This is a genomic window from Tessaracoccus flavescens (assembly GCF_001998865.1).
GTDB classification, from domain to species: domain Bacteria; phylum Actinomycetota; class Actinomycetes; order Propionibacteriales; family Propionibacteriaceae; genus Arachnia; species Arachnia flavescens.
The window spans coordinates 1,480,544-1,502,879 of sequence record NZ_CP019607.1; the positions used below are offsets into that span (position 1 = coordinate 1,480,544).

The window sequence follows — 22,336 nt, forward strand, 5'->3', positions numbered from 1 at the left end:
CACGGGCGGCTCCGCGTCACTCGGCCGCCCGCCGCGGCGCCTACCCCGTTCCTTGGGCAGGGCCGGACCTGCGCCGCCCGTTCCCTGAGCAGCCGCCCCGCGAAACGGCGGCGCCCGTCGTCGAAAGGCCCCGACGGTCGTCCGCTGTCATGGCCACAACCCTTCACATCGTCTGCGGCCGTGGCCAGAACCTTTCAACGACGCCTCGCACGACTACGTCGGGCAGAGGCTGCTCAAGGAACGGGAGGAGTCGGCCGCAGGCAGCGTCAACCAGCCCAGGGCGAAAAGGGCGCCGGCACAAAGCCGACGCCCCTTCCGGAAACGAACTCAGAGGATGAACCTCACTCGACGACGTCTTCGTCGACCCAGTCGAAGGTCCGCGTGACGGCCTTCTTCCAGTTCCTGAACAGACGATCGGCCTCGGCGCGGTCCATGTCCGGGGTCCAACGCTTCGACTCTGCCCAGTTGTCGATGACGTCCTGCTCGCCCTCCCAGTAGCCGACTGCGATGCCGGCTGCGTAGGCGGCGCCCAGGGCGGTCGTCTCGGCGACGACGGGGCGAACCACGTCGACGTCCAGCACATCAGCCTGGAACTGCATCAGCAGGTTGTTGGCGGTCATGCCGCCGTCGACCTTGAGCTCTGCCAGCTTCACGCCCGAGTCGGCCTCCATGGCTTCCAGCACCTCGCGCGTCTGGTAGGCGGTGGCCTCCAGGACGGCGCGGGCGATGTGGCCACGGTTGACGTAACGGGTGAGGCCGACGAGCGCGCCACGGGCGTCGGAGCGCCAGTAGGGAGCGAAGAGGCCGGAGAACGCGGGCACGAAGTACGCGCCACCGTTGTCCTCGACCGTCGCGGCGAGCTGCTCGACCTCGGGAGCCGAGGAGATCATCTTCAGGTTGTCGCGCAGCCACTGAACCAGCGAGCCGGTGACGGCGATCGAGCCCTCGAGGGCGTAGATGGCCGGCTTGTCGCCGATCTTGTAGCAGACGGTGGTGAGCAGGCCGTTCTTCGAGGGAACGATGTCCTCGCCGGTGTTCATCAGCATGAAGTTGCCGGTGCCGTAGGTGTTCTTCGCCATGCCCGACTCGAAGCAGGCCTGGCCGAAGGTCGCGGCCTGCTGGTCGCCGAGGATGCCTGCGATCGGGACGCCGGGGAGCATGCCCTGGGCGCGGCCCTCACCGTAGACCTCTGCCGAGCTCTTGATCTCGGGGAGCATCGACATCGGGATGGTCATGTCGGCGGCGATCTCAGGATCCCAGTCCAGGGTCTTGAGGTCCATCAGCATGGTGCGCGACGCGTTGGTCACGTCGGTGATGTGGATGCCACCGCTGACGCCACCGGTCATGTTCCACACGACCCAGGTGTCCATGGTGCCCATGACGAGATTGCCTGCGTCGGCCTTCTCGCGTGCGCCCTCGACGTTGTCGAGGATCCACTTGACCTTCGGGCCACAGAAGTAGGTCGCCAGCGGGAGGCCGACGCGGTCCTTGTAGCGGTCCTGGCCGATCTCGCCGCCGAGTTCCTCGACGATCTTGCCGGTGCGGGTGTCCTGCCAGACGATGGCGTTGTAGACGGGCTCACCGGTCGTCTTGTCCCACACGACGGTGGTCTCGCGCTGGTTGGTGATGCCGACCGCTGCGATGTCGTTGTGGTTCAGTTCGGCTGCGCTGAGGGCTTCGGCCACGACGTTGCGGACGTTCGCCCACACCTCGACCGGGTCGTGCTCGACCCAGCCTGCACGCGGGAAGATCTGCTCGTGCTCCTTCTGGCCGGTGGCGACGATGGTGCCCTTGTGATCGAAGATGATCGCACGAGAGCTGGTCGTGCCCTGGTCAACTGCGAGTACGTACTTGTCAGACATGTACTAACACTTCCTTGGGTGTTTGATTTGTGCGGGTCAGGGGAGAAGGACGTTGGACAGGAGACCGGCGAGAACGCCACCGATGATCGGGCCGACGACCGGAACCCACGAGTAGCCCCAGTCGGAGCCGCCCTTGCCCTTGATGGGAAGGATGAAGTGGGCGATGCGGGGGCCGAGGTCACGCGCGGGGTTGATGGCGTAACCGGTGGGGCCACCGAGGCTGGCGCCGATGCCGACGATCAGCAGGGCGACGCCCAGGGCGCCGAGCCAGCCAAGGTTCGCGGGCTCGACCGTGGTGTTGCCTGCGAATTTGCCGGAGGAGAGGACGACGAAGACCAGCACGAAGGTGGCGATGATCTCAGTGACGAGGTTCCACGCGTAGCTGCGGATGGCGGGGCCGGTGGCGAAGACGCCCAGCTTGGTGGCCTGGTCCTGCTCCACATCGAAGTGGTCCTTGTAGGCCAGCCAGCAGAGCGCAGCGCCGATGATGGCGCCGAGCATCTGGGCGGCGATGTAGACGAGGATCGAGGCGACACCGACGGCGATGCCGGGCACGAACTCCTTGGCGCCGGACGAGGCGATGCCGATCGTCACGGCGGGGTTCAGGTGACCGCCGGACTTGTAGGACACCAGGACGCCTGCGAAGACCGCGAGACCCCAGCCCCAGTTAACGAAGAGGAATCCGGTGCCGTTGCCCTTGGTCTTAGCGAGTGCGGTGTTAGCGACGACACCACAGCCCAAGAGGATAAGCATCGCGGTGCCCACGACCTCCGAGAGGAAGATGACTCCCAACGACATAGTTGAAGCTCCATTCCTGACAGCTTTGTCAGCTCAGCGCCGAAGAGACGCGTGTGCGGACGACCTTCTGTCGCCCTGCCTCCAAGAGAACCGCTACTGTGCACGTCCTTGCAAGTGTGCTGCACGTTCGTGCAGGCGCCATCTGCAACGGTGCACCTTGACCCGCGGGTCAATTCGCTTCAACTACCCGGGCCGGGCAATGCTCATCGGTGAAGGTCCCAGTCAGAGCCGCGTCGCCGTCGCAGATCGCGGCGGGCCAGGCCTGACGAGCGAAAGCACCCGAGGAGGGCCCTTGCGGCGGCAGCACAGGATGCTCGGCGAAGACGCCCGCAATCGGCCCCATCGAGCCCGTGCCGACAGGCGCCACCCCGGTCAACGGAAGGCAGCCTCCTGACGGGGGTTGGACGCGCACCACCGCATCGACGACCAAGGCTCGGCCACAGAGAACTCCGGCAAGGGGCAGCTCCGCATGTCGTCGTCGAGCACCCTGGGCCGGACTCGAACCGGCACCCGACCGCATAGAAGGCGGCTACACATCCTTCGTGCTTCCAGGGCATAGGAGAGCCGCAACTCTTCCTACGAACCCTCGACCGGGTTCGAACCGGTTACCTGCCGCTTACAAGGCGGCTGCTCTGCCAAGTGAGCTACGAGGGCGGGGTCCCCCGCCACCGGGTGTGGGTGACGAGGGTCCTCGGTGTGTGACTAAGGAGACCGAGGACACCTTCATGGTGTGCGGCACGGCAGGGACTGATCCGAGCCCTGCACCACCGACGAGGACCTCGGGCGTACCGATCCCACCACCCCGGTGGTGTGGCACTACGGCGGCCAGGGAGCCGAACTGGCCTGGAAGAACGGCGAACCGTTCCTCCGTGACGTGGACGACCCGCCGTGCGAATGCACCGACGACGAGTACGAGGCACGATTCTTCGGCTGATCCTAGTATCGCTCATTGTCAGTGGGCATTTGAGAGTTTCTCCACCTTCTTGTTGGCTGTGGCTAGAGGCTGGGCCCATGAGAACACGAACCAGGCTCGCAGTAGCCCTCATCACCCCGTTCCTTCTAGCCGCCAGCGCATGCTCCTCAGTCGAAGTGGCCCCACCCATCACCAGCTGTAAGGATTACCGCGTGAACTCGTCCTACGGCCGGTTCGCCATCCAGCAGGCAGGCAAGGGGCAGGCCATTCAGTGGGGTGCGTACCCCAACGCCACCTACAGCGGCACCTACTACACGGCCGTCGTTCGTGCCGACGGCACCAAGATCGATTCCAAGTCACAGAACTACGCCCCACACGGCAGCGTCGGCGCAGACAAGGCCAAGAAGTACAGCGGTAAGATCCTGCAAATCAGCGGCAACGTCACGAAGGGCAAAGACACGGTGCTCGTCTACAACATGCAGTGCAGAATCCTGTGAACGAACCTCGAAGGGGGATTGAGCTCGGGCGGGTGATTGAACTCGCCCGAGCCGATCTCGCGCGCCACCACATGAGCCTCGAAATTGGGCTGTTCGACCTGCGTTCCCGCCGATGGCTTACCGGAGGTGGGGCCGATCCGGAGGGCTTCCCGACAGACGGGTACGTTCTCGCCTTGGGAGCCAACGAGACGCTGCTCTTGGCCTCCACGCCCGCTGATGTGCTCACCGAGGAAATTGTCTCCCTGATCCAGGACCGGGTTATTGACGAGACCGGCCGGCCATGGCCGACAGTGCAGGTGGACGGAGAGACACCAGCAGTGCTCGAGCCACGTCTGGTCGACGGTACACTCGTGTGGATGAGCCACGGCACACCTGTAGCGCGGCTGGGTCAACTTGCACCGGAGGCCTGACCAAAAGGCAGCCTTGGCTGCGAGAGGCTGGATCACCGGCGTCTTTCTGGCGCTGATGATCGTCGCGGTTCACCACGGCTGGTATCTCACCCTCGCAGCCGCGCTTGTGGCGATCATTGCCGCGCGGGAGCGTGCCACTCGCATAGGCCTTGGTGTCCTGGGCATGCTCCTCATCTTCGGGGTGCCGTGGATCATCGCTCCGTGTCTGGCCGGCGCGGTCTGGGTTATCTGGTGGGTTCGGTCTAGTCCCGTGAAGGTGTCAGCTTTGCGTCCCCGCTGGCGGAGCGGGACGATTCTGCTGATTCTCTGCTGTGGCGCGATTTCCGGCGTCCTGGCAGCGCAGGTCTCCCTGGTTCAGTATCGGGACAATCCGATCCAAATCGATACGGTCCAGCCCAGCCCGGTAGCCCTCTGGCTAGGGATCGTCGTGCTGTCGTTGGCCAACGCCTTCGGTGAAGAAGTGCTCTGGCGCGAGATGCTGGCCCGCGAGATTCGTGGCCTTCGAGCGGTTTCGGCAGCGCTGCTGATGTTCGTTTCATTCGGTCTGGCTCACTGGTACGGGCTCCCCGCAGGGCTGATCGGGGCGGTCCTCTCTGGCGTGTACTCCGTAGCCTTGTTCTGGCTTCGCTCGAAACACGGGCCGTTCGCCAGCATGCTCGCGCACTTCGTGACTGACACAGTGCTGTTTGCGGGCATGGCTCCCGCCCTTCTGTTCACGGGCTGGTACTCGGGCACCTAGCCTTCCGCGCCTTCTCAGGACGCCCCTGTGTTGGTTCCGGTCGAAGCAGACGGGCTTCCAGGTGCGACGGGCAATCCTGGGTGATGGTGGCGGCACCTGCTGTTCGGCCAGGGTGGCCGGATCGGTGGCGAGGTCAGCGCGGAGCGCGTGAGCCTGCATCGGTCCGCTCCCCGTTTCGTCGTAGCGGGTCCGTAGCTCCAGTGCTCCTCTCCTGGGAGTCGTCTGAGCCTGCGAAGTGCTCCCATCCTGGGAGTCGTCTGAGCCTGCGAAGTACTCCCATCCTGGGAGTCGTCTGAGCCTGCGAAGTACTCCCATCCTGGGAGTCGTCTGAGCCTGCGAAGTACTCCCACAGGGGCTCGAACCCTGGACCCGCTGGTTAAGTGACGGCGCTCACTGAAATTCCCCAGTTCTGCTCATCGAAATTCCTCACCCTGGGTCGCTCCGCCGCATGAGGCGGGCCCTCCCCGAGACTGGTGGTCTCTGACCACACACCACCTCGAGGAAGGCCCTTGTTCTTATGCTCTCAGAAAGGAGCAGCGTGGATATCCACGCTCTGAAACGGCAGGGGATGACGATCAGCGAGATCGCCCGCCGCACCAACCATGACCGCAAGACGATCCGCGCGTACTTGAACGGGGACCGGGTCCCGGGGCGGCGGCAACGCGCCGTGCCGGACTCGTTCGAGGCGTTCGTCGACTACGTTAGCGCGCGCCTATCGGAGGACCCGCATTTGTGGGCGGCGACGTTGCTCGACGAGCTGCGCCCGCTGGGCTACGCGGGGTCGTATCCGACGTTGACCCGACAGATCCGTGACCGCGGGCTGCGGCCGGCCTGCGCCGCCTGCGCGCACGTCACGAAGCGTCCGAACGCGGTCATCGAGCATCCGCCGGGTGAGGAGACCCAGTTCGACTGGCTCGAGCTGCCCGATGCGCCCACGCACTGGGGGTTCCCGACGAAGAAGGCGTTCCTGCTGGTCGGCTCGCTGGCCCACTCGGGGGTTTGGCGGGCGGTGCTCGCCCCGTCGATGGATCTGCCGCACCTGTTGGCCGCGATGAGCACCTTGCTGCGTCTGCTGGGTGGGCTCACTCGCGTGTGGCGCTTCGATCGGATGCGCACCGTGCTGGACCCGGTCACGGGGGATCTGACGGCGATGTTCGCCGGGTTCGCGAAGCACCACGGCGTCCAGGTGGTCGCCTGCCGGCCCCGCTCCGGCAACCGCAAGGGCGTGGTCGAGAAGAATAACCACACCGCCGCGCAACGCTGGTGGCGGACTCTGCCCGACGAACTCACCCTCGAGCAGGCCCAGGCCGGTGTCGAGGCGTTCGCCCGCCGACAAGACCAGCGACGCCGGGAAGACGTGTCCGGGTGGAGCACCGCGAAGGCGATGTTCGCCGCCGAACGGCTCCGAGCGTTGCCACCGACGGTGTTCCCGGTGATCCTCACCGAGGAACGCACCGCCACCCGGCAGGCGCTGATCGACTGGCGCGGCAACCGGTATTCCGTCCCACCCGAACTCGCTGCCGGGAAGGTCGTCGTCCATCACCGCCACGGCAGCGACACCATCGACATCGCCACCCTCTCCGGCGCGGTCCTCGCCCGACACCGAGTCGCCGAACCGGGCCTGGGGGTCACGATCCGCGACACCGGACACGTCACCGCCCTCGAAACGATCGCCCTCGCCTCGGCACCGCCGGGACGCTCCCACCGCCGCAAGGAACGCATCCCACCCGGCGCCACCGCCCTGCGCGCCGCCGCCGTGCTCACCGGCGCCGCGGAACCGCTCTCGACCGTGATCAGCCTGGCCGCCTACGAGCAGGCCGCGAAGAACAGGAACACCCTCCCATGACCACCACCACGAACACCGCCGCCAGCGTCTACCAACAGCTGCGCAACCACCTCACCGACCTGAAACTCGCCGACGCCGCCGACGCCCTCCCGAAGGTGCTCGACCAAGCCCAAACCGAGGGCTGGAGCCTCACCCACACCCTCGAGCACCTACTGCGCATCGAGGTCACCGCCACCGAAGCCCGACGCCTCGCCGGCCGGTTCCGTTTCGCGAACCTCCCCACCGGCGCCACCCTCGACGACTTCGACCTCGACCACGCCTCCGGCATCGACCGAAACCTGCTCACCGAACTCGGCACCTGCCGCTACCTCGACACCGCCACCAACATCCTCCTCATCGGCTCACCCGGCGTCGGGAAGACCCACATCGCCACCGGCCTCGGGCACGCCGCCGTCACCGCCGGCTACCGCGTCTACTTCACCTCCGCCGCCGACCTCGCCGCCCGCTGCCACCGCGCCGCGATCGAAGGCAAGTGGTCCACCATGATGCGTTTCTTCGCCGGTCCGACCCTGCTCATCATCGACGAGCTTGGCTACCTCCCGCTGCCCGGCGAGGCCGCCTCAGCCTTGTTCCAGGTCATCAACCAGCGCTACCTGAAGACCTCGATCGTGATCACCACGAACCGGCCGGTCGGAGCCTGGGGCGAGATCCTCGGCGACACCACCGTCGCCGCCGCCATGCTCGACCGGCTCCTCCACCGCTCCGTCGTCATCACCCTCGACGGCCCCTCCTACCGACTCCGCAACCACCACGCCGCAGCCGACGAACTACGCCGCGCCACAACCGGCACCAACCTGCGCTAACCTAACCCCGCGACCTGAGGAACTTCGACGAGCAACTCTGGGGAAATTCGCTGAGCACCGTCAGGTTAAGAGCCAGGTGCTCTACCGACTGAGCTATAGGGGCTCTTCGGAATCAAGGGTGTACCTGTCGCTCAGTTCACCGGTCCACGGGGGATCGCGCCTGCGGATCCGCGAGCCGCCCCACCGTGCAAGACTCTGGGACCCGTCAGCGGGGGGCGCCGCCTCCTCCTGCGCCGGGCACATTGTTCGTCTGGCTGGGATTAACCCCATGTTGCGACCCGCCGGAAGGCCACCCTTCGGGAGTCAGCAGCGCGGGCGAGTTGCGGGTCGCGGCGATCTGCGACTGCAACTCGTCCGAGGCGGCCGCGAGGTCGGGGTTGTTCGTGGCCTTCGCAATCTCGTCGAGCAGCCGCGCGAGGATCTTCGTGGCCTTTACGGTGCGGGAGTACAGGCCGCCCCCCGTGGCCGTCGCGGCCATGGTGTCCACCGTCGCGCGACGGATGGCCTGCCTGCACTCGAGGAAGATGGCGCGGTTGAAGCAGGCGATCGCTCCGAGGGCGTTGGCCACGGCAGAGGCCACACCCGAGAGCTCAGTGCTCGCCCCGGCCTGCACCTTGCTCGCGTTGCCGTAGCTCTCGGCCGACTTGCCGGTCCAGCCCTCGAGCTTCGAGACGCCGTTGATCTCGACGGTGAAGCCACCGATGGTCGACGAGGCCGACTCCCAGGTGGCCGCATCCCGCTCGAGCGCCGCCGGCACGTGTGCCGCCTTGTCACCCAACTGGTTGATCGCCTCCGCGATCTCCCGCAGCGCCTTGTCGCAGGCGGCCTTGATCATCGCGCCGGAGTCGAAGAAGGGCTTGAACATCTGTTCGACGATGGTGCCCGAGAGCTTGGCCTGGAGGAAGTGGAGCCTGCGCCGCTCGGCGTCCTTCTTGTCGAGGCGGTAGGCCGTCCCGACGGCCTCCATCAGTCCGGAGAGTTGATCGACCACCTCCTCGAACTCCGTGGTGGCCCGGAGGTCGAGCTCCGCCTTTGCCGCATACTGCTTGATCGCTCCTACGACCGCGTCGGCCTGCATGGCAAGCATCACTGCACCTCCTGGACGAAGAAGACGTTCTGCTCTTCCACATAGTTGTAGTCCTTGGCCGCACTCGTCAGCCGATCACCGACGGCGGTGAACTCGGTGCCGGCCTTCGACGACCATTCGGCGCTCATGGTCGACAACTCGGTGACCCCGAGATCCGGGATGAGCCCGTAGTCCTGGGCGACGGGGGCGGCAGATGAGGTCTTCGTGGCCTCCCCGCTCAGCGCGTACCAGGTCTGTGCCGCCTTGGTGAGTTGCTCGGGTGTGACTTCGTAGTCGCCGGGCGGCTCCGGCTTCTCGCCGGGGGGTTCCTGCTTCTCGCCAGGAGGTTCCGTGGGTGGCTCGCCCGGAGGGTCGCTCTGTTCGCCCGGAGGATCCGCGGGTCCCGGCGGATCGGTGGGTCCAGGGGGATCCGTGGGACCAGGGGGGTCCGTGGGTCCAGGGGGATCGGTCGGTTCGCCCGGAGGATCCGTGGGGATCGTCGGGGGTTCCGTGGGGGTCGTCGGAGGCTGCACCGGGTTGATCGGGTCGAGAGGATCGCCAGGATTGGTCGGGTCACCCGGATTGGTCGGATCGCCAGGATTGGTCGGGCCACCCGGATTGCCGCCCTTGTCACCACCGGCCCCGTTGATCTCGTCCCAGTCGGAGATGCCGTCACCGTCCGAGTCGCGGTTGCGCAACTCCTCCTCGCTGCCAGGTACGTAATCGGGGACGCCGTCGCCGTCGAGATCGGTGCCCGAGCCGGACGTCGCGGTGCCCAGTCCCGCCGCGGCGGGGCCACCGAGCCCTCCGCCGCCGAGGCCACCACCAAGGCCACCACCGCCCAGTCCGCCGCCGAGCCCGGCGGGGACGCCTGCTCCAGCTCCAGTCGGCACCGCCGGGGCACCTCCCGCCGGAGCCATCGGTGCTGCGCCGAGCGGCATGCCTCCCCCGATGCCTGCTGCCGCCGGACCACCCGGACCGCCAGCAGCCGCACCGGCCCCGAGGCCGCCTCCCGCGCCCGCGCCTGCGGAGCCGCCACCCTGGCCGCCGCCCATGCCCATCATCGGAGGCATCATGCCTCCCTGACCTGCGCCGGCGCCGCCCTTACCGCCCGAGGCGTTGGGGTTGATCATCGCCTCGCGCAGGTCGGCGTCGCCCAACTCGTCCTCGCTGTCCTCGCGGATTCCGCTGAAGCGGCTCTCGGCCGCCCGGCGCTCCAGTTCGGCCCAGGCCTGTTCTGACTCGCTCATCGGTAGTCCCTCCGTGGGTTGATCATCGCCCGGTAGGCGGCGTGCAGCAGGGCACGCTCCTCCATCAGGTCATCGAGTTCTGCGTTGGTGCGGTCGACGGGGAGGTGGCGCGCGTAGGCGTCTGCCGCCGCCGCGACCACGTGGGTGGAGATCGCGCCGACGTGGTTGTCGTCGAGCCAGTCCTCGTCGAAGTCGACCGACTCGGCAAGGCCCTCGTCGTTCAGCGTGACGGTGACTCCTTGGGAACGGCCGGTGGCGAGGGGCCGAGACTCCGGGTCGTCGTGCTCGGCGCGCGCGATGGCGCGTTCGATCCGCCCGTTCTGTTCGTCGAAGAGCTGGGAGAACGCGATCAGGGTGCGGTTGGACAGTCGAGGGAGCTGGTTGAACTCCACCAGGGCCTCGCGGTCGAGCGTACGCAGCGTCTCGGCCACATCGGGCCCGGTGTCGACCGGGTCGTCGAGCGAGGCGAGCCGCACCGTCGACGGCGCCAGCGCCTCACGGAAGTGATTCTCAAGGGTGTCCTCGCCCGTGATCTTGTGGAACCAGACCGGGCTCACCCTGACCCTTGTGATGCGGTCGTTCTCGACCCACACCCGAACGATCCGGTCGCTGTCCGCGAAACCGCCCGCGTGTTCGTCAGCCGCCTCATCGCCGGCCTCTTCCGCGCTGTACCTGGGCGCGGCGAGCGGATCGAACTCGTCGGCATCTGCCGCGACGTGCCCAGCGGGCGGTACCGACTCGTCGTCGATGTCGAATGCTCCGTGCGTCATGATCACCCTTCGCCGACCAACAGTTAAGCAAACGGAAGGGTCAGCCTCCCCATGCCTGGCGATCGTTATCCACAGTCAGAGGCGATCCCATGTCCTGAAGCCGGTCGAGCGCCTACGCTGTCACGGGGAAGCGGCAGATCCGTCCGTCCGGCCTTGCGAGCCGGTAGCGGTCGGCACGTATCCGCGAGCTGACAGCGGAAGAAAGAGGTGACCATGACGAACCAACCATGGAGCAGCGGCCAGCCTCAGGGGCAACCCGGCTGGCGGCAGGGCCAGTCTCCCAACCCCGGCCCTCCGCAGCCCCGCTGGCAGCAGGCCCCCGGCCAAACCCAGGGATTCTCCGGCCCGGGCGGGCAGCCGCCTCGCGGAGGCAGCAAGCTTCCACTTGTCATCGGCGCCATCGTCCTGCTGGCCGCCATCGTGGCCGTCGCCGCATTCTTCCTCACCAGGCCCGGTGAGGGGCCGACGGCCAGCGTATCCCCGTCCACGTCGGCCACAGCTGCGTCTCCCGAGGAGTCGACGGGCCCGACAGATGAGCCGAACGGCGGCGACATCAGGGAGTTCACCTTCGACGACGCCCCGCAAGAGGTCAACGGCTGGGCTGCCCAATCTGTGCCAGAGGGCCACTCGGGCATGTTCTACGCGAAGGACGGGGCGATGGACGAGGCCGGGCTGGACCTCATGATCAACGTCATCAATGCTGACCTCCCGTTCGATGTGGCCGTCTCGGACCTCGAGGCTGTCAGGGAGTCGGCAGCGGGCCGGGTCAGGTGCGGAGTCGAGGGGGTCCTCGGCCAGGTGTGTTACGTGGAGACCAACCAGTTCGGGGTCCTGGCCGTCTCGCCGACCGCTGAGGCACCGGACGAGGACGTGTCAGCTGTCGCAGAGGCCATCGCGGAGCTTCACCCGTAGCCGCCAGCGGTGAACTCGCTGCAGGTCGGCCGTAGTCTCGTAAGCTGACCACGAAGAAAGAGGTGACCATGACGAACCAACCGTGGAACAGCGGCCAGCCTCAGGGGCAGCCCGGCTGGCAGCAGAGCCAGCCTCAGAGCCCCGGCCCTCCGCAGCCCGGCTGGCAGCAGCACCCCGTTCAACCGCAGGGATTCTCCGGCCCGGGCGGGCAGCCGCCTCAGGGAGGCAGCAAGCTTCCACTTGTCATCGGCGCCATCATCCTGGTGGTCGCCATCGTGGCCGTCGCCGCATTCTTCCTCACCAGGCCCGGTGACGAGCCGACTGCAAGCGGGACACCCACCACCTCGGCCACAGCGTCCTCGCCGGACGAGTCGACCGGCCCGACAGACGAGCCGAACGGCGGCGACATCAGGGAGTTCACCTTCGACGACGCCCCACAAGACGTCAACGGGTGGAAGGCCCAGCCGGTCCTCGAAGGCATGAAGGGCACCTACTACCTCAGGGACGGCGTGGCCTCGGGAGGAAGAGCACAGATCGGTGTCAGACCCTTCTCGACGAGCCTCGAGCTCGCGGCCAGCGAGTTCACCGACCCACACGAATCCTCCGACGGACGGGTCATCTGCGGCGAGAGCGAACTCACCGGCAAGGCCTGCTACGTGGACACCGCAGACTTCGGAGTCCTGTCCGCCTCGACCGCGGACGGGGACGTGGTCACACTTGAGGACATTCAGGCCATCGCCGACGCCATCGCCTCCGCACACCCGTGACAGATCAGGAGTGCGGCCAGGACTCGCTCACCCGGTTCCTGGCAGCCTGAACGTTGGCCTCCAGCGAGTCGATCGCAGCCTGGGAAGTCTGCAGGTTCAGGTGTTCGTTCATCACCTTGGTCAGCGCGGCGAGTTCGTGCGCCGCCCTGAAGGTGCAGGCATAGGACCCGGGCAGACCGATCGGGGCACCCTTGATCCGCAGCCTGGTGGTGAGGATCTCTTCGGCCAACTGTTCCATGATCTGCTCGTTCAGGTCGGCCACCAACCGGATCGATCCGGGCATAGATTCGGTGCCAGAGCTGAGCTTGGTCGCGGCGGACGTCTGCACCTGGGTCATGGAGCCGTAGCCTGACGAGGCCTGCCCGGACCAGCCCGGGATGGCCTTCAACTGGCTGATGAGTTCCGGGACCTGGGACACGGCCGACTTGACCTCGACCCACGTCCCCTCGCCTGCCTCCAACTCGGGAACGGCCCGGCTCGCGGTCTGCTCGGCTTCGGTCAGGGTGCTCGCCTGGGCCTGGAGCGTCTTGAGGTTGTGCTCACGCGCCTGCTCGCCGACCACCTCGGCCATCTGCAGCGCGGCCTTGAGCGCCGGAGTGACGGTCGCGATGGCGGGCGCCAGCTTCATCGCGGCGGCATCCTTCTGGTACGCCTTGTGCACGGCGTCCTGCAGCGCGTAGTGCAGGTGCATCACCTTGTACTCGCTCCGGCTGGCCTTCTGTCGCGCCTTGCTTGCCGCCTTGACCTTTGCGACGATCTGCTTCGCCATCGCGATGATGGCCTCGATCGGGTTCATCGTCATACCTTCCTGGCTTCGGCGGTACTGAAGTCTTCGGCAGCGGTGTAGCCGTCGGCGATGCTGTAGAGCTTGTCCGAGATGACCCCGAACTCGCTGCTGGCCGACGTGGACTGGCTGGTCACGTCACCGCCGAGGCTCGCGACCGAGTTGGTCTTGATCAGACCCATGTCCGTTGGCACCTGGGTGGTGGACACCTTGCCGACCGAGTCACTGAGCGATGCCCACTGCTTGGCGATCTCACGGAGCTGGTCAGGGGTGACGGTGTAGCCGACCTTTTCTCCACCACCCGTTCCGCCGGTGTCGGTGTCACTGCCGCCGGTGCGGTCCCCGCCCGTGTTACCTGTGTCCCTGCCACCAGGGTCCCTGGAGCCGTCGTCACCGATCGGGTTTGTCGTCGGGTCCTGGGGAAGCCAAGGCTGGGTGGGAGTGTCCTTGGGTGGGTTCGTCGGCGGGTACGTGGGCGGATTGGTCGGCGGATTGGTGGGTGGGTTCGTCGGCGGGTACGTGGGCGGATTGGTCGGCGGATACGTGGGCGGATTCGTCGGCGGATACGTGGGCGGATTCGCCGGCGGATACGTGGGCGGATTCGTCGGCGGATACGTGGGAGGGGTCCACGGATTGGTCGGCGGCTCCGCCGGGGGGTACCCCGGGGGAATCTCGGGGCCGTCGTTGTCCCACGGCAGCGGATCCGTGCCGTAGCGACCGTTGTCGTCGCCGCCGGGACCGCCCCCGTTGTCCCCCCCGGGGTCGCTTCCTAGGCGGCCGCCGTTGTCGCGGAGCCACTCGTCGTAGTCGGAGATCCCGTCTCCGTCAGAGTCGACGTCCTTGCGCATGTAGGTGTCGGGGATACCGTCACCGTCTGTGTCGACCATCGGCAGATCCGATCCACCTGCAGCCATCGGACCGCCGCCAAGGCCACCGAGCCCACCGAGCCCGCCAGTCGACCCTCCCGGGCCGCCGGTCCCGAGACCGTTCGGCCCACCGAGCGCCCCGGTCGTGCCGAGCGCAGCGGTATTGGCAGCGGCCGGGGCCGCGCCCGACCGCAGGGCCGACCCACCGAGGGCAGATGCCGCATTCGGGTCAACGCCGGGTGCCATGCCGCCAGCGACCCCTGGCTTCCCGGCGGCGCCTCCTGCGCCACCCATCATCGGAGGCATCATGCCTCCCTGGCCGCCCTTGTTGCCGCCCTTGGATCCGGAGGCGTTCGGCTGGATGGCCGCCTCACGCAGCGCGTTCGGATCCACCTCGTCGTCGCTGTCTGCGCGGATGCCGCTGAAGGTGCTCTCCGCGGCTCGGCGTTGAAGTTCTTCCCATGCCGATTCGGCGTCGTTCATCGCTGGTCCTTCCTCGGGTTAAGGATTGCTGTCAAGACTGTCGAGAGGAGCCTCTGCTCCTGGTCGAGGCTTTCGAGGGCCTCGTTCGGCTGCCTGGGCACGTACTTCTCATGCGCGCGATCGGCAGCGTGCTGGACGTGGGTGACGAGGGAGCCGACCTGGGCCTGGTCGAGCCACTGCTCGTCGAAGTCGACCTCCGACGTGTTTCCCCACTCGTCGACGGTGACCGTGACGCCCTGGGAGCGACCGGAGAAACTCCGCGGCGCCCATGCGCTCTGCTCTGCCTCGACCGCCGCCTCGTACTGCTGGCCCAACTCTTCTGCCACCGCCCCGACAGCCTCGATCGTGTCGAGGGTGAACGGTAGCGACTCGAAGATGGCGCGCACCTCGTCTGGGAGCGCGGCCAGGTCCTCCATCGGACCAGCCGGTTCCGACTGTTCGGCATCACGCTCCTGCGCCGCCCGGTCGAGGCTCGCCATCATCAGGGCCTCGCGGAAGTGGTTATGCAGGCTGTCCTTCGGGCCGAGTTTGGTGAACCAGACCGGGCTGATCCGGTTCTTCACCAGTCGGCCGTCCTCGAGCCAGACGCGGACGAGCCGGTCCTCGTCGGAGAAACCGCCGTCGCCCTCATCCTCTTCCTCGGGCTCCTCGGTCTGCCCGGAGGAGTAGGCCGGAGCGGCGAGGGGATCCTCTTCCTCGGCGGCGGGCTCGGCGGAACGACGCGGCGGCGCAGGCGCGATCTCCTCGACCTCGTCGCCTTCAGCGAAGGACGCGGCAGGCACCGCCTCGTCGTCCGGATCGAACGCTCCGTGCGACATCAACACCCCCTGGAGTGGAACAGCATTCCCGGCCATTAAATCAGCCGATGGGGTCCCTTCCAGGGGTGTTGCGTCGTCTAGGCGGCCGTCGTGACGGCGCGGCGGAACTGGTCGGCCGTGATCCGGCGGCGAAGCGCGATCGACAGATACGACGCTGTCGCGGCGATCACGAACATCAGCACCGACACCGTCGCGATGCCGACCTCACCGCTTCCGCCCGCCAGCCAGGTGCGCACGAGGGTGAACCCGTTCTGCAGTGGCGACACCACGCCGAGCGGGGCGAGCCAGCCGAGCGCGGACGAGAGGCCGAGCGCGACGGTGACCACGAGCAGGAGCATGGAGATCCCGCGACCCACGTTTCCGAGCCAGCCTGCGAGCGCGTGGTTGGCCAGGACGAACGATGTGGCGAAGGCCACGAGCAGCGCGATCAACGCGATGGTCTGGCCGACCCCGAGGTCAAGCACGATGCCCCCGACGAGCCCGAGCACGAGGCCCTGGCCTGCGACGATCGCGGCGGGCAGCCACACCGTCCGCGCCCACATCGCGAGGCTCGAGGCCCGCGAGGTGACGATGTCGCGCGGGACGGGGTGGGCGAAGATGAAGCTCGCGAGGGCACCGAGCCACAGTCCGGCAACCAGCAGCAGTGACACCAGCGGGATCTGGCCGGACGAGATCAGCGAGTCAGAGCGCTCGATCGGCGAGGAGACGACCTTCGACAGTTTCTCGCGGTCGTCCTGTGTGTAGGTCGGCACCTGGTCGGCACCCTTGGACAGTTCCGAGGCGAAGGTGCTGACGCCGTCATCGAGCTTGTCGACGCCGGCCGAGAGCTCGACGAGCCCGTCGGTGAGTTCCAAGGTGCCGTCGGCGGCGGTCCCAACGCCTTCGACGTACTGTCCGACGCCGTCGACGTAGGTCTGGGCGCCTTCACGCAGTTCGCCGACACCGGAGTCCAGCTCGACGGTGCCGTCGGCCAGTTCACCGACGCCGGAGTTGAGCTCGCTGACGCCGTCGGCCAGCTGCCGGGCTCCAGTGGAGAGCTGGTTCACGCCGGCAGGAAGCGCGGTGATCTGGTCGTTGAACTGGTTGACGCCGTCGAGCAGCTGGGTGGCGCCGTCCGCGAGGGCGGGTGCGCCCTCGACGAGCGGGGCCGCCTGCGTCTCGAGTTTCTCGACGCCCGTCCGCAGCTCCTGCAGGCCGGCCACGAGCTCGCCCTTCTGTGTCTCGGCCTCCTTGGCGATGGCCGTCTCGAGGGTCCCGACCCCGGCGGCAAGCTGCTCTGCTCCGCCGAGGAGCGTCACGCCGTTCCGCTCGGTGTTGATGGCAGCGCTCGCTGTGCCCGTCCCGGCCTTGAAGCCCTCCGCGAAGGCGACGTCACCCGTGGCCTGTGCACCTGCCTCGAAGCCGGCCCGCATGGCGTCGCAGATGTCGTCTGGTTTCTGCTCTGGGCACGAGAACTCGGCGATGACGCCCTGCGCGACGGCAGCTCCGCCTCCCGCGGCCTCACCTGGGAGCGGGGTTGTGCCGCTCGCGTATCCCTGCATCGCCTTGTCAATGCCCGCGATGCCGTCTCGGAGACCCTCGGCCCCCTTGGTGAGCTGGTCCAGTCCCCCGAGGTCCTGACCCTCTGCGGGTGCCTGGACCCTTGCGATGAACTGGTCGATCCCGCCCTTGACCTGGCTCACTGCGCCGATGGCCTGTGCAGCACCGTCCGCGAAGGCCGGCACCTGGCTGAGCAACTGGTCGGCACCGTCGGCGAGCTGGCCGACGCCCGCGACGAGCTGAGGCGTCTGGTCGGCAAACTGCTGCACGCCGTCTGCCAACTGGTCGGCGCCGGTGTTCAGCTGCGACACGCCGGTGCGCAACTCCGCCGTACCCGATGCCAGTTCCGAGGTGCCTGCCTTGAGTTCGGTGATCCCGTCGACGAGTTGGGTTCCGCCCTCGGCCAGCTTGGGGCCGTTCTCCTTCAGCTTGGCCATGCCGTCGCTCAGCTGCGTCGCGCCCTGGGTGGCCTCCTTCGTCCCCTCGGCGAGCTGCCCGGACCCGTCGCTGAGCTGGTTGGCTCCGTCGACGATGGTGCTGAACTGGTCACCGACGGTGTTGAACCCGACGTAGATGCCGTCCAGGTAGGAGCCGGTGAGGGTCGAGTTGATGGTGTCGACCGCGATGTTGGAGATCTGCTGGGCCAGTTGGGCATCGGTCACCGGCGAGTTGTCGCTGACCTGGACGTTGATCGTCGCCTGCTCGGCGGTGGCGGCGTCGTTGGCCGAGAAGGAGGTGGCCGCGGCCGAGAAGCCCTTCGGGATGGTGACGACGGCGGAGTACTGGCCGGACTTGAGCCCCGCGGCGGCGCTCGGCGCATCAGCGAGGGTCCAGGAGATGTTCTCTCCGTCCTTGTCGATCATGGCTGCCGCCAGCTGGCGACCCATGGGCACCAGCTGTCCCTCGACCGTGACCGCCTCGTCGAGGTTGACCACGGCGGCCTTGACGTCCGACTCGGACGACCAGGCGAGGCCGATCAGCGCGGCGACGGCGAGCAGCGGGACAAGGGCGAGGGCCACGAGGCTGGCCCACCCGAACTTGCGGCGGGGGCTTGCTGTGGGGTTCATGCGTTGCTCTCCTCGAAGGTCGGGGCGGCGTAGACGCCGTCCACCTGGAAGCTGCCCAGATGCTCCTCGCTGACGGCGCACAGGACGACGGCGCCGGAGCCGGTGGTGCGGGCGATGAGGTCGTCGAGGGCCTCGCGGGCCTCGTCGGTGTCGATCCGTTCGATGGTGTCGACGAACACGACGGTGCCCGCCTGCGTGGCGCGCAGGGCGGCGACGGGGTCGTCGACCGTCGCGAGGTCGACGTAGCTGACGCGGCGGCGGACCCGGCTCGCGCCCTCAGGGAGGAGGGCGCCTGCGACGCGGGCCTTTCCTCCGGTGGTCTCGAGTCGGCCGGACAGCGCGAGCGCCGTGCCGGTGCGGGCCCCGATGGGGCCGACCAGGCCGACGACATTGCCCGGAACGAGCCGCAGGTTGATGGGCGCAACCACGTCCTCGACCTCGAGTCCGTCGGCGAAGACCACCGAGTCATCGCCCGGCCAGTCACGCAGCGACACCTCCCGGGTCAGGACCTCGCCCTCGACGTCGAACGTCGGCAGCAGCTTGTCGAGCCAACGCGGCAGCCACCAGGCACGCTCCCCGAGCAGCGTCATGACGGCGGGAACCAGCGTCATCCGCACCAGGAACGCGTCGACGGCGACGCCGACCGCGAGGGCAAGGGCAATGGCCTTGATGGCGCCCATCCCCTCCGGGACGAAGAACGCGAACACCGAGAACATGATGATGGCGGCGGCGGCAACGACGGGGCCGGAGGCGACGAAGCCGGTACGGATCGCCTCGACCGGCGACTTCCCGTGCACGTACTCCTCACGGATCCGGCTGACCAGGAACACCTCGTAGTCCATCGCGAGCCCGAAGAGGATGCCCATCAGCAGGATCGGAAGGAAGGAGATCACCGGCATCGGCTTCTCCAGGTTCGCAATCTCCTTGAACCAGCCGTAGTTGAACACCAGCGTCGTCACACCGAAGGCGGAGCCGACGCTGAGCAGATAGCCGAGCGTCGCCTTAACCGGCACCCACACCGATCTGAACACGGCGGCGAGCAGCACGAGCGACAGCCCTACGACCAGCAGGCCGAACGGCAGCAGGGCTGCGGTGAGCCGCTCAGAGACGTCGATCTGGATCGGGGTCGAGCCGGTGACGTTGGTCGACACGCCATACTTCTCGACCCACTCGTCGTGCTTGTCGTTGAGCGCGCGCACGAGGTCGGCTGTGGCGGGATCGTCAGGGCCCGTGGTCGGCGTGAGCTGGATCATGCCCGTGTCGGCGTTGGGGTTGGGCACCGCGACGGGGACCATGGCCACGCCCGGCATCTCCTCGATGTCGGTCTTCAGCGACTCGAGCAGCCCGAGCGGATCGGTCGAGCCGATGATGTCGGCCGTGACGATGATCGGGCCGTTCATGCCTGGCCCGAACTCCTCGGCGAGGAGGTCGTAGGCGACCCGCGCAGGGGTGCCCTGGTGCTGCTGGCCGGCGTTGGGCAGCGCGACCTGGAGGCCGAGCGTCGGGATGGTCAGCCCGACGAGCGCGGCGACGACGACCACGATCGTGATGATGGGGTGGGTAGTGGTGACCCCCACCCACCAGGCGAAGATGCCCTTGCGTTCCTTCTTCTGCGCGCCATCCTCGGAGTCGGCCCTGGCCTTGCGCGGCTTGCGGGGCTTCGGACGCATCCGTTCGCCGAGCAGGCCCATCAGGGCGGGCAGGAAGGTGAGCGCGATGATGACGGCCAAGGCGACGGTGATCGCCGCGAAGAGGCCCATCACCGTCAGGAACGGGATGTTGGCAACGCCGAGCCCGATCAGGGCGATGAACACGGTCAGGCCGGCGAAGACGACCGCCGAGCCCGACGTACCGACGGCGCGGCCCGCGGACTCCTCCGGGTCGAGCCCGTCGCGGAGCTGGTCGCGGTGGCGCGACAGGATGAACAGCGCGTAGTCGATGCCGACGGCGAGCCCGAGCATCACCGAGAGCAGCGGCGTCGTTGAGTTGATGTCGAACAGCCGCGTCATCAGCAGCATGAGCGCCATGGCGATGCCGACGCCGGTGATCGCCGTCAGGAGAGGCAGTCCCGCGGCGACGAGCGATCCGAGCAGCACGGCGAGCACGATCAGGGCGACCACCAGGCCGATCGCCTCGATGATGGTGAGGGCAGGCAGTTCGATGTTGTAGGCCTCACCGCCCATGCTGACCTGCGCGCCTTCCGGCAACCGCTCCTCGAGGTCCTCAGCGACCTGCGTCAGCGGGGCGAGGTCGTCCATGGTCGGCGTCTCCTCGAAGTCGAGGGAAAGCTGCACGATGGCCGCCTCCCCCGAGTCGGAGATGAGCCCGCTCACGTACTCGTTCCACGGGGACGTGGCCGCCAACACCATGTCGAGGTCGTCGAATTCGGCGATCGCGTCCTCCACCTCGGGGCGGAACTCCTCGATGTCCTGCCCGTCGGGTGCGACGACGATCGCCATGGCCGAGAGGGCGGCTCCCTCGGGGAAGGTCATGCGCAGGCGATCGAGCGCCTCCTGCGAGCGGGAGGCCGGGATCTCGAAGGCATTGTTGAACGAGCCCATGAAAGCGACTGCCGCGCCGCCGAGACCGATCAGGAGCGCAAGCCAGATACCGATGACGGTCTTCCTGCGTCGGTAACACCAGCGCCCGAGGGCGTAGAGCCATGCTGACATGCGGGTCGGATCCTCCCGGTAATGCACTGATTTCAGTCCAAGGCTAAACCAATACAGTGATGTATCCAAACCAATCATGTATCGGATACACTGGCGCATCAAATCTCTTGGAGGGTGGCATGGCACGGACGGTGCGCGAGACGGCTCGACGGCGAGCGACGCGGGCGAAGATCGTCGAAGCGGCGCTCGAGGAGTTCGGCCGCAACGGCATCGACGCCACGTCGGTCGAGCAGCTCTGCGAGGCGGCGGGCTTCACCCGCGGAGCCTTCTACTCCAACTTCGACACCAAGAATGACGTCTGCGCAGCGGTCGCCCGCTACATCGCAGATGAGTATGTCGAGGCCTGTCGCTCCGCGTTGGCCTCCGCGACGAACGACACCGACATCGGCGAGCTGCTCGGCAGGCTGTTCAGTGCGGGCGCGTTCAGCCCCGAGCGTCAGCGGACCATGGTCGAGCTCCAGCTCCGGGCCAGCCGCGAGCCTGCGCTCAGCGAGCGGCTCGCCCTCGCCCGTGAGGAGACCTGGCCGCTGATTGTCGAGGTCGTCGATCACGGCGCCGCGCAGGCCGACTGCACCTTCGCGATGGACACCCACGACCTGCTGCGCCTGTGCGAGGCCCTGTTCTTCTCCCCGCTGCTGACCGCCGACGGATCGAACCTGCGCCTGATGTCGCGGGTGCTCGAGGCGCTCGCCGTCGAGAACCACCCCGTCGGCTGACACGTGGGCGGCCGGCGCGCCGTCGACCGCCCGCGACTACCAGCCTCGGGCGATCCACTCGTCGAGGTGCGGCGCCTCCGCACCGATGGTGGTCGACGGGCCGTGCCCGGTGTTGACGACTGTCTCCGGCGGGAGGGTGAGCAGGCGCGTCCGGATCGACTCGACGATCCGCGGGAAGTCGGAGTAGTCCCAGCGCGTGGCGCCGGGACCGCCCTCGAAGAGGGTGTCTCCGCTGAAGACCGCGCCGAGGTCGGGGCCTACGAACACTGTCGAACCCGGCGTGTGGCCAGGGGTGTGGCGCACCTCGAGCCTCGCTCCCCCGGCCTCGAAGACCTGGCCGTCCGCCAACGGCCCGAAACCAACCCCTGGGTGGCTCTGCTCCCACAGGAACGCATCGGCCGGGTTGAGCAGGAACGGGGCGTCGACGAGGCGGGCGAAGTCGATCACCGCACGGACGTGGTCCCAGTGGCCGTGGGTGAGCAGGATCTGGCGGACCTTCCGGTTCCCCACCGCCTCCGCCACCGCCTCGGCGTCGTGTGCGGGATCGATCACGATCACCTCGCGGTCGTCGCCGACGATCCACACGTTGTTCTGGTGCACCGGGGGCCCGTCCGGGTCCGAGTTCCCGGCCGTGACGAGGTGATCGATGCGCGCTTCCATGGGTGTCTCCCTTGCTCGGTTCCGTCCCAGCTTGCCATGCGCGCTCGCACGGACCGCACACCGCTGCGAAGGCGGGTGTCACCGGTTCTAGGATGGTG

Annotated in this window: 20 protein-coding genes and 2 tRNA genes; 9 read left to right on the forward strand and 13 right to left on the reverse strand. The window is 67.6% G+C overall.

All coding sequences use genetic code 11. The features are described from left to right. Positions 1-341: 341 nt before the first annotated feature. The 4 genes from glpK to BW733_RS07160 all read right to left on the reverse strand — a co-directional run bounded on the left by glpK (position 342) and on the right by BW733_RS07160 (position 3,314). Positions 342-1,862, reverse strand: a complete 1,521-nt coding sequence (glpK, locus tag BW733_RS07150; RefSeq protein ID WP_077349204.1) for a glycerol kinase GlpK — start codon at positions 1,860-1,862, stop codon at positions 342-344. A gap of 36 nt (positions 1,863-1,898) precedes the next feature. Continuing rightward, positions 1,899-2,660, reverse strand: a complete 762-nt coding sequence (locus BW733_RS07155; RefSeq protein ID WP_077349206.1) for an MIP/aquaporin family protein — start codon at positions 2,658-2,660, stop codon at positions 1,899-1,901. A 483-nt stretch (positions 2,661-3,143) separates the two neighbouring features. Next, positions 3,144-3,215 (reverse strand) — tRNA-Arg (locus BW733_RS17805). 26 nt (positions 3,216-3,241) lie between these two features. Further along, positions 3,242-3,314: transfer RNA gene (locus tag BW733_RS07160), tRNA-Thr, on the reverse strand. Between the two features lie 154 nt (positions 3,315-3,468). On the opposite strand from BW733_RS07160, the gene BW733_RS19770 reads away from it, so the two are divergent. The 6 genes from BW733_RS19770 (at position 3,469) to istB (ending at position 7,868) form a co-directional block, all read left to right on the forward strand. Further along, the gene (locus BW733_RS19770) at positions 3,469-3,594 is read left to right on the forward strand and encodes a hypothetical protein (RefSeq protein WP_257787461.1); all 126 of its coding nucleotides are present in this window, start codon (positions 3,469-3,471) and stop codon (positions 3,592-3,594) included. A 191-nt stretch (positions 3,595-3,785) separates the two neighbouring features. Further along, complete coding sequence (locus BW733_RS07165) at positions 3,786-4,070, forward strand: hypothetical protein (RefSeq protein ID WP_077349207.1); 285 nt, start codon at positions 3,786-3,788, stop codon at positions 4,068-4,070. Then, positions 4,067-4,480 carry a hypothetical protein gene (locus BW733_RS07170; protein WP_077349209.1) on the forward strand — a complete coding sequence of 138 codons (414 nt, stop codon included), beginning with the start codon at positions 4,067-4,069 and terminating at the stop codon, positions 4,478-4,480. The genes BW733_RS07165 and BW733_RS07170 overlap by 4 nt, the downstream gene beginning before the upstream one ends. 13 nt (positions 4,481-4,493) lie before the next feature. After that, entirely contained in the window at positions 4,494-5,219 is a 726-nt protein-coding gene (locus BW733_RS07175) for a CPBP family intramembrane glutamic endopeptidase (protein WP_152024603.1), read from the forward strand. A gap of 538 nt (positions 5,220-5,757) precedes the next feature. Next, positions 5,758-7,065: an IS21 family transposase gene (istA, locus tag BW733_RS07180; RefSeq protein ID WP_202970152.1), complete on the forward strand. Its 1,308-nt coding sequence runs from the start codon at positions 5,758-5,760 to the stop codon at positions 7,063-7,065. Continuing rightward, a complete protein-coding gene (gene istB / locus BW733_RS07185; RefSeq protein WP_077348793.1) occupies positions 7,062-7,868 on the forward strand; it encodes an IS21-like element helper ATPase IstB in 807 nt (268 codons plus the stop codon). The genes istA and istB overlap by 4 nt, the downstream gene beginning before the upstream one ends. Before the next feature lie 205 nt (positions 7,869-8,073). Here istB and BW733_RS07190 read toward each other — a convergent pair whose 3' ends face one another. Genes BW733_RS07190 through BW733_RS07200 form a run of 3 tightly spaced genes read right to left on the reverse strand, consistent with a single transcriptional unit; the run spans position 8,074 to position 10,954 of the window. Next, entirely contained in the window at positions 8,074-8,955 is an 882-nt protein-coding gene (locus BW733_RS07190) for a hypothetical protein (protein ID WP_152024604.1), read from the reverse strand. Beyond that, positions 8,955-10,184 carry a hypothetical protein gene (locus BW733_RS18570; protein ID WP_077349215.1) on the reverse strand — a complete coding sequence of 410 codons (1,230 nt, stop codon included), beginning with the start codon at positions 10,182-10,184 and terminating at the stop codon, positions 8,955-8,957. Before BW733_RS18570 ends, BW733_RS07190 begins: the two co-directional genes overlap by 1 nt. Next, the gene (locus BW733_RS07200; RefSeq protein WP_077349217.1) at positions 10,181-10,954 is read right to left on the reverse strand and encodes a hypothetical protein; all 774 of its coding nucleotides are present in this window, start codon (positions 10,952-10,954) and stop codon (positions 10,181-10,183) included. Before BW733_RS07200 ends, BW733_RS18570 begins: the two co-directional genes overlap by 4 nt. Positions 10,955-11,167: 213 nt before the next feature. On the opposite strand from BW733_RS07200, the gene BW733_RS07205 reads away from it, so the two are divergent. Continuing rightward, positions 11,168-11,866, forward strand: a complete 699-nt coding sequence (locus tag BW733_RS07205; protein ID WP_152024605.1) for a hypothetical protein — start codon at positions 11,168-11,170, stop codon at positions 11,864-11,866. Positions 11,867-11,934: 68 nt separating this feature from the next. Next, the gene (locus BW733_RS07210; protein ID WP_152024606.1) at positions 11,935-12,633 is read left to right on the forward strand and encodes a hypothetical protein; all 699 of its coding nucleotides are present in this window, start codon (positions 11,935-11,937) and stop codon (positions 12,631-12,633) included. Between the two features lie 4 nt (positions 12,634-12,637). Here BW733_RS07210 and BW733_RS07215 read toward each other — a convergent pair whose 3' ends face one another. The 5 genes from BW733_RS07215 to BW733_RS07235 all read right to left on the reverse strand — a co-directional run bounded on the left by BW733_RS07215 (position 12,638) and on the right by BW733_RS07235 (position 20,862). Then, positions 12,638-13,429: a hypothetical protein gene (locus BW733_RS07215; protein WP_077349223.1), complete on the reverse strand. Its 792-nt coding sequence runs from the start codon at positions 13,427-13,429 to the stop codon at positions 12,638-12,640. Positions 13,430-13,431: 2 nt separating this feature from the next. After that, complete coding sequence (locus BW733_RS18575) at positions 13,432-14,766, reverse strand: hypothetical protein (protein ID WP_077349225.1); 1,335 nt, start codon at positions 14,764-14,766, stop codon at positions 13,432-13,434. Beyond that, a complete protein-coding gene (locus tag BW733_RS07225) occupies positions 14,763-15,584 on the reverse strand; it encodes a hypothetical protein (RefSeq protein WP_077349227.1) in 822 nt (273 codons plus the stop codon). The genes BW733_RS18575 and BW733_RS07225 overlap by 4 nt, the downstream gene beginning before the upstream one ends. A 77-nt stretch (positions 15,585-15,661) precedes the next feature. Next, positions 15,662-18,190 carry a YhgE/Pip domain-containing protein gene (locus BW733_RS07230; protein ID WP_077349229.1) on the reverse strand — a complete coding sequence of 843 codons (2,529 nt, stop codon included), beginning with the start codon at positions 18,188-18,190 and terminating at the stop codon, positions 15,662-15,664. After that, positions 18,187-20,862, reverse strand: coding sequence for an MMPL family transporter (locus BW733_RS07235; RefSeq protein ID WP_237268332.1), 2,676 nt, complete (start codon positions 20,860-20,862; stop codon positions 18,187-18,189). Before BW733_RS07235 ends, BW733_RS07230 begins: the two co-directional genes overlap by 4 nt. A 119-nt stretch (positions 20,863-20,981) precedes the next feature. On the opposite strand from BW733_RS07235, the gene BW733_RS07240 reads away from it, so the two are divergent. Beyond that, positions 20,982-21,578 (forward strand): TetR/AcrR family transcriptional regulator, encoded by a 597-nt coding sequence (locus BW733_RS07240; protein WP_161490169.1) that lies wholly within the window; start codon positions 20,982-20,984, stop codon positions 21,576-21,578. Between the two features lie 36 nt (positions 21,579-21,614). Here the strand turns inward: BW733_RS07240 and BW733_RS07245 are convergent, their stop codons facing one another. Continuing rightward, on the reverse strand, positions 21,615-22,238 hold the full coding sequence (locus BW733_RS07245) for an MBL fold metallo-hydrolase (protein ID WP_077349235.1): 624 nt from the start codon (positions 22,236-22,238) through the stop codon (positions 21,615-21,617). Between the last annotated feature and the right edge of the window lie 98 nt (positions 22,239-22,336).

What these genes read in the sequence shown, in the direction of transcription:
- glpK (WP_077349204.1), bottom strand. Translation starts at nt 1,862, where the DNA reads ATGTCTGACAAGTACGTACTCGCAGTTGACCAGGGCACGACCAGCTCT.
- BW733_RS07155 (WP_077349206.1), bottom strand. Translation starts at nt 2,660, where the DNA reads ATGTCGTTGGGAGTCATCTTCCTCTCGGAGGTCGTGGGCACCGCGATG.
- istB (WP_077348793.1), top strand. Translation starts at nt 7,062, where the DNA reads ATGACCACCACCACGAACACCGCCGCCAGCGTCTACCAACAGCTGCGC.
- BW733_RS07190 (WP_152024604.1), bottom strand. Translation starts at nt 8,955, where the DNA reads ATGCTTGCCATGCAGGCCGACGCGGTCGTAGGAGCGATCAAGCAGTAT.
- BW733_RS18570 (WP_077349215.1), bottom strand. Translation starts at nt 10,184, where the DNA reads ATGAGCGAGTCAGAACAGGCCTGGGCCGAACTGGAGCGCCGGGCGGCC.
- BW733_RS07200 (WP_077349217.1), bottom strand. Translation starts at nt 10,954, where the DNA reads ATGACGCACGGAGCATTCGACATCGACGACGAGTCGGTACCGCCCGCT.
- BW733_RS07205 (WP_152024605.1), top strand. Translation starts at nt 11,168, where the DNA reads ATGACGAACCAACCATGGAGCAGCGGCCAGCCTCAGGGGCAACCCGGC.
- BW733_RS07210 (WP_152024606.1), top strand. Translation starts at nt 11,935, where the DNA reads ATGACGAACCAACCGTGGAACAGCGGCCAGCCTCAGGGGCAGCCCGGC.
- BW733_RS07215 (WP_077349223.1), bottom strand. Translation starts at nt 13,429, where the DNA reads ATGAACCCGATCGAGGCCATCATCGCGATGGCGAAGCAGATCGTCGCA.
- BW733_RS18575 (WP_077349225.1), bottom strand. Translation starts at nt 14,766, where the DNA reads ATGAACGACGCCGAATCGGCATGGGAAGAACTTCAACGCCGAGCCGCG.
- BW733_RS07225 (WP_077349227.1), bottom strand. Translation starts at nt 15,584, where the DNA reads ATGTCGCACGGAGCGTTCGATCCGGACGACGAGGCGGTGCCTGCCGCG.
- BW733_RS07230 (WP_077349229.1), bottom strand. Translation starts at nt 18,190, where the DNA reads ATGAACCCCACAGCAAGCCCCCGCCGCAAGTTCGGGTGGGCCAGCCTC.
- BW733_RS07235 (WP_237268332.1), bottom strand. Translation starts at nt 20,862, where the DNA reads ATGTCAGCATGGCTCTACGCCCTCGGGCGCTGGTGTTACCGACGCAGG.
- BW733_RS07240 (WP_161490169.1), top strand. Translation starts at nt 20,982, where the DNA reads ATGGCACGGACGGTGCGCGAGACGGCTCGACGGCGAGCGACGCGGGCG.
- BW733_RS07245 (WP_077349235.1), bottom strand. Translation starts at nt 22,238, where the DNA reads ATGGAAGCGCGCATCGATCACCTCGTCACGGCCGGGAACTCGGACCCG.